Source organism: Nostoc sp. NOS(2021) (genome assembly GCF_017115025.1).
Lineage (GTDB): Bacteria > Cyanobacteriota > Cyanobacteriia > Cyanobacteriales > Nostocaceae > Nostoc.
Map to the genome: position 1 here is coordinate 34,024 of NZ_JABXKM010000109.1, position 12,093 is coordinate 46,116.

At 43.4% G+C, this 12,093-nt stretch carries 13 protein-coding genes; 8 read left to right on the top strand and 5 right to left on the bottom strand.

The window, feature by feature from the left end; genetic code table 11:
* Window positions 1-62: 62 nt before the first annotated feature.
* Window positions 63-458 carry a DUF1830 domain-containing protein gene (locus HWQ41_RS13775; RefSeq protein ID WP_292763513.1) on the bottom strand — a complete coding sequence of 132 codons (396 nt, stop codon included), beginning with the start codon at window positions 456-458 and terminating at the stop codon, window positions 63-65.
* 588 nt (window positions 459-1,046) lie between these two features.
* Between HWQ41_RS13775 and HWQ41_RS13780 the strand changes: the two genes are divergently transcribed.
* The 5 genes from HWQ41_RS13780 to HWQ41_RS13800 all read left to right on the top strand — a co-directional run bounded on the left by HWQ41_RS13780 (window position 1,047) and on the right by HWQ41_RS13800 (window position 5,380).
* Window positions 1,047-2,639 carry a photosystem II high light acclimation radical SAM protein gene (locus HWQ41_RS13780; RefSeq protein WP_292763515.1) on the top strand — a complete coding sequence of 531 codons (1,593 nt, stop codon included), beginning with the start codon at window positions 1,047-1,049 and terminating at the stop codon, window positions 2,637-2,639.
* Window positions 2,640-2,786: 147 nt separating this feature from the next.
* Entirely contained in the window at window positions 2,787-4,184 is a 1,398-nt protein-coding gene (locus HWQ41_RS13785) for a DICT sensory domain-containing protein (RefSeq protein WP_292763517.1), read from the top strand.
* The gene (locus tag HWQ41_RS13790; protein ID WP_292763519.1) at window positions 4,181-4,819 is read left to right on the top strand and encodes a pentapeptide repeat-containing protein; all 639 of its coding nucleotides are present in this window, start codon (window positions 4,181-4,183) and stop codon (window positions 4,817-4,819) included. The genes HWQ41_RS13785 and HWQ41_RS13790 overlap by 4 nt, the downstream gene beginning before the upstream one ends.
* A gap of 121 nt (window positions 4,820-4,940) precedes the next feature.
* Complete coding sequence (locus tag HWQ41_RS13795; RefSeq protein WP_292763521.1) at window positions 4,941-5,141, top strand: hypothetical protein; 201 nt, start codon at window positions 4,941-4,943, stop codon at window positions 5,139-5,141.
* Window positions 5,138-5,380 carry a hypothetical protein gene (locus tag HWQ41_RS13800; RefSeq protein WP_292763523.1) on the top strand — a complete coding sequence of 81 codons (243 nt, stop codon included), beginning with the start codon at window positions 5,138-5,140 and terminating at the stop codon, window positions 5,378-5,380. Before HWQ41_RS13795 ends, HWQ41_RS13800 begins: the two co-directional genes overlap by 4 nt.
* Window positions 5,381-5,900: 520 nt before the next feature.
* Here the strand turns inward: HWQ41_RS13800 and HWQ41_RS13805 are convergent.
* Window positions 5,901-6,725, bottom strand: coding sequence for a type II CAAX endopeptidase family protein (locus tag HWQ41_RS13805; protein ID WP_292763525.1), 825 nt, complete (start codon window positions 6,723-6,725; stop codon window positions 5,901-5,903).
* An 85-nt stretch (window positions 6,726-6,810) separates the two neighbouring features.
* A complete protein-coding gene (clpS, locus tag HWQ41_RS13810; protein ID WP_292763527.1) occupies window positions 6,811-7,092 on the bottom strand; it encodes an ATP-dependent Clp protease adapter ClpS in 282 nt (93 codons plus the stop codon).
* Between the two features lie 301 nt (window positions 7,093-7,393).
* Here clpS and HWQ41_RS13815 point away from each other — a divergent pair, with 301 nt between their 5' ends.
* Complete coding sequence (locus HWQ41_RS13815; protein WP_292763533.1) at window positions 7,394-7,759, top strand: hypothetical protein; 366 nt, start codon at window positions 7,394-7,396, stop codon at window positions 7,757-7,759.
* Between the two features lie 45 nt (window positions 7,760-7,804).
* On the opposite strand, the gene HWQ41_RS13820 is transcribed toward HWQ41_RS13815, so the two are convergent.
* Window positions 7,805-8,980, bottom strand: a complete 1,176-nt coding sequence (locus HWQ41_RS13820; RefSeq protein WP_292763529.1) for a pyridoxal phosphate-dependent aminotransferase — start codon at window positions 8,978-8,980, stop codon at window positions 7,805-7,807.
* Between the two features lie 208 nt (window positions 8,981-9,188).
* Window positions 9,189-9,392, bottom strand: a complete 204-nt coding sequence (locus tag HWQ41_RS13825) for a hypothetical protein (protein ID WP_292763530.1) — start codon at window positions 9,390-9,392, stop codon at window positions 9,189-9,191.
* 468 nt (window positions 9,393-9,860) lie between these two features.
* Between HWQ41_RS13825 and HWQ41_RS13830 the strand changes: the two genes are divergently transcribed.
* Both HWQ41_RS13830 and HWQ41_RS13835 read left to right on the top strand, forming a co-directional pair.
* Entirely contained in the window at window positions 9,861-10,190 is a 330-nt protein-coding gene (locus HWQ41_RS13830) for an STAS domain-containing protein (RefSeq protein ID WP_292763531.1), read from the top strand.
* A gap of 148 nt (window positions 10,191-10,338) precedes the next feature.
* Window positions 10,339-12,093 (top strand): TIGR03960 family B12-binding radical SAM protein (locus tag HWQ41_RS13835; RefSeq protein ID WP_292763532.1); only part of this gene is annotated, 1,755 nt, incomplete at its 3' end.

A 12,093-nucleotide genomic window follows, 5' to 3' on the forward strand; every position in this document is an offset into this window, starting at 1 on the left:
TAAATAATCAACAAAAAGGGCTGCTGAATTAGCAACCCTCAAATTTAGTAAAATTGTTTTTTTTAATCAACCGACGCTAAACCAAGGATTTGTAAGGGTTTTGTAGTATCTCCGGTTTTTGTATTAATTTGCTGCACAATTGTTTGGGTATTAATAGAGTCTTTTCCAGATGATGAGTCTGTATCAAACTCATAAGTACTGGGTTCGTCGAGCATCAGGCGATCGCACGGTATCTTATCGGATAAAATTGCACTTGCCATCATCCCTGTATGAATCTCCATTTGGCCTTTTCGCGGAGCTTCAAACACTAAACGTTGTCCAGGGAAAACAACCCTTTCAAAATACCAATTGGGAATATTGCAGATGCGAGCTACCTGTATTTTGCTCGTGGCATTAATGTAGCAGCAGAGAATTTTTCCCGATTGCTCAGGTGGTAGAGGATCTAATATTTGAGCCATAACTGCTGAGGAGCTTTACGCCACAATTTGACATTACACTAGCCAAGCCTAACACCCACCGATCCCCAGTTGCTGTAACTGCGACTACCAACTGAACTCTTTCTAGATTTTTTCTACCTAAAGACGTATCGGAGGTTATAAAAATTTTGTAAATATTTATGCTTTTTCTGCAATTTTACACTATGCGAACATCTTTGAATTTTTAATCTCTGGCAAAAAACCTTTAACTTCTTTAGGGCAGATAATTACAGAGTAGGTATGGTGAAGTTCCCCTTAGCTTGAGCCTAGTTCAAGAGTGTATTTTTGTGTTTCATCGATCCCACGATTAAAAGCCTGGGATCATCGCTTAATGAATAAACTCAATGTTATCGTAAAGCTATATGAAAAATGTCTTCATAAAGCCTCTCTTGATACTCTGCGTTTGATATGCAAAGCAATTTTATTGATTCCGACATCTGTGAAGAAAAGTTTCGCGCTTATCAATAATCGGCTTCAATGTCAAGCAAGATTGTCAGAGATTAAGAGCAGCCAAAACAAAAACACGCCTTAAAACTGGAATTTATCTCGCTTTCCCCCAAGATTGGCAAGATGGAAGTCAAAACACCCATGATGGAAAATCGAATTCTTTACGTTCGCCTTCCTTGTAACCCTATCTTTCCCATTGGGGTTGTCTACCTGAGCGATCACGTCCACAAACAGTTCCCCAATATCGAACAGCGCATTTTTGATTTGGGAACAGTGCCACCTTTAGATTACGCTACCGCCTTGGATCGCTGTATCGATGAATTTAAACCGACACTGCTAGTATTTTCTTGGCGGGATATTCAAATTTATGCGCCAGTTGGCGGACGTGGTGGTAATCCACTACAAAACGCTTTTGAATTTTACTACGCTAAGAATCCTCTATTGAAACTACGAGGGGGATTGGGCGGTTTACGAATCTTCATCGCTTACTATGTAGAATTATGGCAAAACCAGGGCTTAATCAAACGCGGTTTAAAGCGTGCCCAAAAATATAATCCTGATGCTCGTGTAGTTGTAGGTGGTGGTGCAGTTAGTGTATTTTATGAACAGTTGGGTAAAAGCTTACCTCAAGGGGCAATTATTTCTGTGGGTGAAGGCGAAACCCTGCTAGAAAAACTTTTAAGTGGCAGAGATTTTCGAGATGAACGCTGTTACGTTGTCGGAGAAACTCAACCACGGAAACGGCTAATTCACGAACAACCCACCCCACTAGAAAAAACAGCTTGTAACTACGACTATATCGAAAGCATCTGGCCGGAATTTAACTTTTACCTGCAAGAGCAAGACTTTTATATAGGTGTACAAACTAAGCGCGGTTGTCCTCACAACTGTTGTTATTGCGTCTACACTGTTGTGGAAGGGAAACAAGTACGCATCAACCCAGCAGATGAAGTAGTTGCTGAGATGCGCCAATTATACGATCGCGGCATTCGCAACTTCTGGTTTACCGATGCCCAATTCATCCCAGCGAAAAAATTTATCGACGATGCCATAGAACTCTTGCAAAAAATCGTCGATTCTGGTATGACAGATATCCACTGGGCAGCTTACATTAGAGCCGACAATTTGACACCCCAGTTGTGCGACTTGATGGCGAAAACCGGGATGAACTACTTTGAAATCGGGATTACCAGTGGTTCTCAAGAACTTGTGCGGAAAATGCGGATGGGGTATAACCTGCGAAACGTCTTGCAAAACTGCCGCGATTTAAAAGCAGCTGGTTTCAACGACTTAGTTTCCGTCAATTACTCCTTTAACGTCATTGACGAACGTCCCGAAACCATCCGCCAAACCATCGCCTACCACCGCGAATTAGAACGGATTTTTGGTGCTGATAAAGTTGAACCTGCCATTTTCTTTATTGGACTACAACCCCATACCCATTTAGAAGAGTACGCTTTTAAAGAAGGCATCCTCAAACCAGGATATGATCCAATGAGCTTGATGCCGTGGACAGCCAAAAAACTCCTCTGGAATCCCGAACCCCTTGGTTCATTCTTTGGTGAAGTCTGCTTGCAAGCTTGGCAACAAAACCCCAACGATTTCGGACGCGAAGTCATGAAAATTTTAGAAGAAAAACTGGGTTGTGCCGACTTAGAAGCAGCACTGACAGCACCATTAGAAACGAAAGAAAAACAGTTAGCAGGTGTATCTTAAAAAACACGAATTCTGAATTTCTCCCCCTCTCTTCCTCTGTGTCGCGCCAGTTGCTTCTCCCAAGGGGAGACGCTGCGCGAACAAGTCGGGAAACCCGCCCAACGCACTGGCTTCTCTGCTCCTCTGCGGTTATTTTTACCAAATCCCATGTTAGAAGGTTCAATCTTACAACAGCTAGAAACAGCCCATCGCCACACCACCAGGCCAATTCGATTCGGTGTTTACTACAAAAATACCTTAGTTGCCCTGTGCCACGCTTTAGAAGACCATATCTTAACCAACGACGGTACACCCTTAGTAATCACAGCCTTCCAAAAGGGTAAATGGTATCTACAAGAAGCTCAACGATATGCAGACATCGCCCAGTATAGCCGCGAGATTGCCATCATGGCTGCCGCTGAATCTGGCTTTGCTGAACATCCTACCAGCCAGCTACCCAATGTAGACTTAGTAGCATTAGATCCAAGTGATCCAGTGGCGCAGGAGTGGCACTTAATTATTTTATCGCCTAAATACACAGCAATGGTAATTTGTCAAGAATTATCAGATGCAGATTATGGCAGCACAGGGATACCGACATCAGACTTAGAGCGTAAATTCTATGGCTTGTGGACATTTGAGCCAGAGTTAGTGCAAGAGACAGCAGAAATAGCGATCGCTCACATCAGAAAATATAACCCAGAACTGGCGAAAAAACTCACCGCCGATAAAGAGCAAATTGTACCGTCAATGGACAGATCCCAAAATTTGGGTGCAGTTGTCTCCCGTGTAGTAGATTATCTCCAGACTGGGCAAGATAATTTATCCATACCAACAGCACTTCAGAAACAAACGCTAGATCGCAACTTGGTTTCTAACGAAATCCAAGCCTTTTTGCGGATGGCGCAACTGATGGATATGGCAGATGTCAACAATCCAATGGCAGCTGCGGAAGTAGTAGTTCTTGCTGAAGCGATCGCCCAGCTTTTGGATCTTCCCGCATGGCAGATTAAAAGGTTGCGGCTAGCGGCTTTGTTACATCGCATAGATCCATTACAAAATGCCGAAAGCGTTCTCACTGGCGGTATATCCACACGCTACCAAGAAGATGCCCCCAGTTCTCGCTTAAGTTGTCCCTTAGTACCGGGGGCGCAGGTATTGCGAACCATGCCACGACTGCGAGCAGTTGCCCAAATTATTACTCACCAAAGCGAGTGGTGGAATGGTTCAGGGGAACCAGCAGCTTTAGCTGGAGATGAAATTCCCCTAGAGTCGAGAATTTTGGCATTATTGGCAGACTTTCAGTGGCGGTTAAATCAGCGAAAATCGTCAAATCAAAGCCGGGAACAGATATTTACTCAAGCTTTAGATGAGTGCAAACAGCAACAATCTACCCGCTTTGATCCTAAACTTGTAGATACCCTAGCTTTATTAGTTATGGGTTTACAACAGGGACTCGACTTACCCCTAATGACACCCAAATTCAGCGCCGGTATCTGGATACTTGATTCCCAATGGGATAGCCACAGCAAGATAAGTGAGGAGATTAGTAGTTACTTTACATGAATATTGAAGCGATTAGATTAGGAAAACTCAAACAACTTCCAGGGGCAAATTTAGAAGATGAAGAACTCTCCCGACTGGATTTAAGCCGGATTAATCTTGCTGGCGCTACCCTTGTCGGCACTAATTTCGCTGGTTCTAAACTCGAAGGTGGGCATTTGGAGGGGGCAAATTTGATGGGAGCCAACCTCCAAGAAACTGACTTGCGGGCGAATTTGATGGGAGCAAATCTGATGCAAGCAGATTTAACGGGCGCTGACTTGCGGGGTAGTAATTTGCGTGGCGCTAACTTGATGGGAGCAAGACTCAGTGATGTGTCATTGGCGGGTGCTTTCTTGAGTGGTGCCAATTTAATAAATGTGAACTTGCAAGGCGTTGACTTGCGCGGTGCTGACTTGCGCGGTGCAAACCTGACTGGAGCAAATCTCAAAGGTGCAGATTTGAGTCGCGCCCATTTGCAAGGGGCTTTGTTGAGTGAAGCAAACCTGGAAGAAGCTGACTTGCGGGGGGCGAATTTGGCAGGGGCGAATTTGACGGGAGCGAATTTACTTTGTGCAGAGTTAGAAGGTGCAAATTTGAGCGGCGTTAATTTGAATAAAGCGTGTTTGGTGGGTACTGTGGTTGAGACGCTTGCGTAAAGAAAGATTGTACCAAAAAGCCCAGTATCCTTTGCTATTGTTAAAATTTTCGCAGATGAAGCAGGTGAAAATTTGTGAGCCTAACCGTACCTAGTCGCAGTCCCGATTAAGGAATCAAAGCATGACCGACGAAAGCCAATCAAACAACTCAGATGAAGAAGAGTTTGACCCGGTAACAGATCCAAGGGATTGGTCGGCAGCAGAAACAGAGTTAGCCTGTTTTGCGCTTGCCAGAAGCAAAGGTAAACGGTTGGTTAAAATCATCAACACCAAAAAACCACCTATGCCGATTATTTGTATTTTTGAGGACTACCGAGAATGACACCCGTCGCCGCCCAAGTCTCTATCACCACAATCATTCCCATGTTGACCGCGATCGCAAATCGGCAATGGGAACAGTTCAAAGAACTGGAGGCAGATTTTGTATCCCAGTATGGAGTAGAGGTATGGCAAGAGGTTTTTAATTTCCGTCTCAAGCCAGCACTAGATAAAGATTCTGACAGATGGCTACTAATTCAGTGGTGTAGTGAAGGAATTATCTCAGTCAAAAATGTGGCGTAGGTGCGATCGCAAATAGTTCTAATATTCTTTGCGCTCGCTGCTGTTTAATGGTGTTAGATTGCGTCATCGTTTTTATTCCCATCCGAAGGTCACTACTTCGCCGTTTCGTAGTATCGTTGCCAAGAATGAATTTTAAAGTCGATTATCCATTAGAATGTAGAACAGTTGCCGAGTTCATAGTCCCAGGCGATCGCTATAACAGGAAACCTTAGATCACTCTGAAAATCTTTCAATCCAAAGGATATCTTTATCAATTTGCATAATCTGACGTTCGATCGCAGTTTTGATATCTTCACTAGGATGTAATTCAGCTTCTTTTTGATACCGAATTCCACGTCGTTCGTATGCTGCTAGTTTGGAATCATACAGCGTTTTTCAGGTAAATGAAGTACACAGGTAGGGGCACAACATTGTTGTACCCTTACAATAATCTGTACCTCACGAAGTTGCAATCTGCTGTATTAATAGTTTTCCCAAAAATAAAAATAAATTAGCTATCTTCAGAATACTTTACCCATTTTTAATTTTTAAGACTTCGCCCTCGTATCCACAAAGCTAGTACACTCATTAACAACACCCCCATAACTCCTTGCAGGGGATTATTATTCACACCAGTTACCCAATCAGGAACTTGGCCAGAATATTTCACTAATTCCCCAACATTAATAATGTAGTAACCCCAAACTAAACCACCATGCAGACCAATTGGTAAACCCAAGCGTCCCCTCCGCCAACGCTTTCCCCATACTTGCGTTAACCCCAGCAGTACTAAAGCTGGAAATTGCGGCAGTGTATGAATAATTGCCTCCAAGGGTTTAATAAAGTGCAATGTAGCAAACGCAGTTGCATCTGTCCACAGTGCCACACGCGGACTGTAATCTCGTTGTAATTCATCTAGCAACCAGCCTCGGAATAATAATTCCTCAGCAAATCCAATACCTAAGCCAACAAGTAAACCCTCTAAAACAATTTTCAGCAAGAAAACTTTCGGTTGTTGCCACACCAACCAACCCAATAAACTTTCTACCCCAAAAAGGATCAAAATATTAATTATGCCGATAGCCAAGCCACGCAGTAAATCCACACCGTTTTGCCGCGTGAATTCTAAACCATAATGCCGCAGAATTTGGGGCTGCTGGTAGACATATTTACCCCATAGTCTCAGGAGAAAAATAAACACTGCATATAACAATACCAATGTCAATATACTTTCTAAATTTGAATCATGCACTAGTAAGTATATTGGTGCAGCCAATGGCAACCATAGCAGCAATAAAGTCAAAATAAAAGCACCCAGCCTAATAGGGGCAGGGCGTTCGGCTAAACGGACAAGGTTTTTTTTCATACCAAGTAAGTCACCAATCACCAGTCAACACTCTAAATTTCGACCAATGACCAATGACCAATGACCAATGACTAATGACTAATGACTATTCATCAGGTTCAATCGTGCTACTTAAACCGTGACTTATCAATGTTTCGCAATAGAACTCAGCGTGTTCCTGAGCGCAAGTAATGACTAAAGCTAGCCCGTTAGTGTGGGCTTCCATCATGATGCTAACAGCCTGGGGTTGCGTAAGGCTTGATACAGTGGCTATTAGTGACTGCACAACATGCTCCATCGAGTTGTAGTCGTCGTTATGGAGCAAAACGCGATACCGAGGCGCGAGCTTGCGGGTTGTGGAAGGCTTTTCAATGGTTTCAACTGACACGGCTCTTTGCTCTTTTCTCGTTAATTCACTACAACAATGTTTCTGTCCAGCGATCGCTTAACAGTTATTTACCTATTCTATAGTATTTCTGTCCAGATACTATCCTAGAAAAACCCTTTGCTGCCACAGATTGGTCGTATTAGTTTTGCGTAGCTACTTGTGAGGCAGATGTCTAAGACATGGCTGGCGTAAGAGTGCTACCCTAATTTTAACAGAAGCTTTCCTTAAACGTAGTGCATTTTCACTTTGAAGATTAAGGAAGTTGCAAAATAATCCCTGCCCCTGCCCAAACTGCATAATGATCGACATTAGCCGAGATTTTCTTCAACCGGGACAAATTGTGTCTTTAGAGTATAGCGACAGGAATCTGTATGCAGAAGTCATTCAATTTGTAGTTTCCCGCCAGTTGTGCTGGGTGCGTCCTTTATTTATGGTTACTTTGATTCAAGAATCACCGCTAATTACCGATTTGCGAGATGCGTCTGACTTGCTTTGGCCTGCCAATTTATTTCGGCCAGCTTTAGACACAGAAGTAATTACCTTCTTGAGCCAAGTTTTAGCAAAAGAACCAAAAACGGAACCTGATTCAGCTGCCAAACAGCAACTCAATCAGTTTATTCACCAACTTTGGCAAGCATATCAAGAGGGATTGGGCATTAGGGATTAGGGCATTGGGCATTTATCATTCTCCCCCCACTCCCCACTCCCTCCCTCAGTCGTAGCGTATACCAGCATCTTTCATGCGTTGAATTCCTTCTTGCAACCGTTCATCGCTAATAGTTAAAGCAATGCGGAAAAAGCCTTCTCCAGATGCACCGTAACCACTACCTGGCGGCACAAGAATGCCACATTTGTCAAGTAGCAAAGTTACAAATTCTGCTGAGGAATATCCTGGGGGCACAGGTGTCCAGACGTAAAGGGTAGCTTTCGGAGGCTGAATTGGCCAACCTAGAGATTGCAACCCATTCACGATAATGTCGCGGCGATTTTGGTAAACCGACATGATGGTTTGGAGTTCTGCTTCAGTGGTAGTAGAATAAGCTGCGATCGCACATGCTTGAATTGCCTTAAACACCCCAGAATCAACGTTAGTTTTTACCTGTGTCAAGCCTTTAATACCGACAGCATTACCAACAACAAAACCAACCCGCCAGCCTGTCATATTGTACGACTTAGACAAACTGTGAAATTCGAGCGCTACATCTTTCGCGCCCGGAATTTGCAGCACACTAGGCGGTTTATAGCCATCGTATGCCATTTCTGAGTAGGCGTTGTCATGACACAACAAAATATCATACTGCTTGCAGAAAGCTACCAATTCCTCAAAAAACTCTAGTGTTGCCAGTGCCCCAGTCGGATTATTGGGATAATTAATCCATAACAGCTTTGCTTTTTGGGCGACTTCTTCAGGTATCGCACTCAAATCAGGCAAAAAACCGTTTTCTGCCTTCAGGGGCATAGGAAAAGACTCACCACCAGCGAAGATTGTCGAAGTCCGATACACGGGATAACCAGGATCTGGTATTAGTGTATAGTCTCCTGCTTCCACAAACGCTAAGAAAGTATTATGAATTGCTTCCTTGGAACCAATTGAAGAAACAACCTCTGTATTTGGGTTCAACCCCGTCACCCCAAACCGACGTTCCATCCACTTCGCCGCAGTCTCGCGGAATTCTTTCGTACCTTGGTAAGGTGGATAATTGTGGTTGGCAGCGTCTTCAATCGCCTCATGCATTACCTGAAGGATATGACTGGGAGTAGGTTTATCTGGATCGCCAATAGCCATATTGATGATATCAACTCCCTTGGCAACGAGTTCATTCTGTTTGTGGACAATTTCAGCAAACAGATAGGGAGGAATTTTTTCTAGGCGTTTAGCGAACTGCATGGCGATTTACTACGAATGCACAATGTAAAGGGTCATTAGCACAGTTTACGCCACTTGAGGTATTTAAATAATCAACCTCATAGAAAAATACAAACAATGATATCCCCCCTGCCTTTACTAAAACTTGTTTTACCTACTTGAAATTTTGATTGCTCTAGTCTTAATCAAATTCAGCGGATATAGCCAAGAAGCCTCTATGCCTAAGCAATTAGGAATATCCCCAGCTAGAAACCAACTGAATTCGACCAGCATCCATCTCTGCCATTAATAATTCTAGAGCTTCGTAATCAACATCAGAAATGTAACCCAGTTCCGTCAGTTCTGAGTTGATTTCATTTTCTATCTCAGGAGTTAGTTTTTTAATGTCAAGAGCTTTTTCTACCAATTTACGAATAGCGTACTGAGTTCTCATAAGTAATAACCCAATTGTATATGATACTAATTATCCCAGATTGTTCTCAGTATAAAGAGTGATCTAAATACTAACTTCTAGTGATCTAGATCACATCTTAATTAGTTGATAGATAATGCGCTCTGACTCTGTGCTATGCCATCAGCAACGCTAAAGTGGGAGATTTAACTTACCGTTAAGACTTAGCTAAATTAGCTTTAGTTATAGACTAAGCAAGTTTTCTCAGCATAGTTACTGATGAGTTGTCTGCTCTATGGCTGTCTATGTTGATTGTTTTTGAACTGAGATAAAAAAAAAGTATATATAAGCACATTTTAAACTGGAATTATAACAATCTTTAAACAGACATACTAAAGCAATAAAGATTCAGCAAAGAGACCTAAGACATATGGTCGATGCAACAAAATAGAGTTTATGTTCAAATAATTCTTAGCTTGACGCTTCAATAATTCTCAATAGGATGTAACTATGCAAGCAGTGCTTAACTATCCCAAGATTGCAGTTATTCGCCCCCAAGGGTGTTTGAATGCTGCAAACGCCTTGGAATTTGAACGAGATATGACCACAGCGTTGGCACAAATTGGTATTTCCATCTTGGTAGTAGACCTAGCAGCGGTAGAATCGTTAGACAGCGCGGGGTTGATGGCATTGTTATCTACACACAAGCTGGCTCTTACTTTAGGACGGGGTTTCCGACTTTGCGCTGTTGCTCCGTCAATTAGAATTATTTTTGAACTGACGCAACTCGACAGGGTGTTTGAAATATTAGACGGTGATGCCGAGTTGGCTGCAACATAACTTTATGTAAAAGCCCAAAGGTTCGGGCAATAAGTGGACTTTATGTAAAGGAGTTGTAAGTTGCAACGAGAAACTATGTTAAAAGACCTAATTCAATGCTAATGTTGGGTTTGAGTAGCTGTAATTAAGGTAGCTAGAAGATAGCACAGTGGCTGTTGCAGTTGAAAGATTAATAACATCGGATATTTTAAAACCAGGGCGTTACCTGGGTAATGAGCGTTTAGCTGTACACAAACCTTGGGATACGACAGCAATACGCTGGGTCTTAACCTACCCAGAAGTATATGAAGTTGGTGCATCCAATTTAGGGCATATCATCCTCTATAACATCTTGAATGCCCAACCGCGTCAATTGTGCGATCGCGCCTACCTCCCAGGAAAAGACTTGGCAGCCAAACTACGCGAAACTAATACGCCATTGTTTGCGGTAGAGTCAAAGCGATCGCTCACAGAATTCGACATTTTAGGTTTTAGCCTCAGTTACGAACTGGGTGCTACTAATATCCTCGAAATGTTGGATTTAGCTGGAATTCCCTTGACGTGGCGAGAACGCCAAAAAGCAGAGGAAGAATCTATTAGTCCCCAGTTCCAGTTTCCGTTGATTTTTGCTGGTGGGCAAACAGCGACATCGAATCCTGAGCCTTACGCCGACTTCTTCGACTTTTTCGCCCTTGGAGATGGAGAAGAACTTCTACCAGAAATTGGTTTGGTTTTAGAAGAAGGCAAACAAGCCCGATTGAGTCGGGAAAATCTGTTACTGGATTTAGCACAGATACCAGGCGTATATGTCCCCCAGTTTTACGACATGGCAGAGGATGGCTCAGTTCATCCGCGTCGCCCAGACGTGCCAAAACGAATTCTGCGACGGGTTGCAACTCCCATACCAGCATATTCCATTGGGTTAGTTCCCTACGTAGAAACGGTGCATGACCGCTTGACCATTGAGATTCGGCGTGGTTGCACTCGTGGCTGTCGCTTCTGTCAACCAGGAATGCTGACTCGACCAGCACGGGATGTAGAACCGGATCAGGTGGTAGAAGCGATTGAACAAGGTATGCGGGCAACTGGTTACAACGAGTTTTCCTTACTATCTCTGAGTTGTTCTGATTATTTGTCCCTACCAGCAGTGGGGATGGAAATCAAAAATCGGCTAAAAAATGAAAACATTTCTCTGACTCTACCAAGCCAACGAGTAGACAGATTTGATGAGAATATTGCCAACATCCTTGGAGGTACGCGCCAAGGTGGACTGACTTTTGCTCCAGAAGCTGGAACTCAGCGGATGCGAGACATCGTGAATAAGGGTTTGACAAATGAAGAATTGTTGCGGGGGGTGAAAACGGCTTGGGAGCAAGGCTGGGATAAAATAAAGTTGTATTTTATGATTGGCTTGCCGGGTGAGACAGATGTTGATGTTTTGGGCATTGCGGAAACTGTCAGCTGGCTACAGCGAGAATGTCGGGGCAAAGGCAGAAAACCCCTAAACTTTAACCTGACAATTTCTAACTTTACACCCAAGCCCCATACACCATTCCAGTGGCACTCAGTCTCTACCACTGAATTTAAGCGCAAACAAAACCTGTTGCGGCAAGAATTCCGCCGGATAAAGGGAGTGAAGGTAAATTTTACCGATGTCCGCATTTCGGCAATGGAAGATTTTGTGGGCAGAGGCGATCGCAATTTGGGCAAAGTAATCCGCCGTGCCTGGGAATTGGGTGCAGGTATGGATTCCTGGTATGAAAATTTAGATCAGGCTTTTAGTGCTTGGGGGTCTGCGATCGCTCAAGCCGGTTTAGATTGGAAATACCGCCAAGTAGAAAATGGCGAATGGAATTTGTTTCACGCACAAGAGCAGAAAAGATTGGCAGATGTGGAAAATACCCCACTCCCCACTCCCCACTCC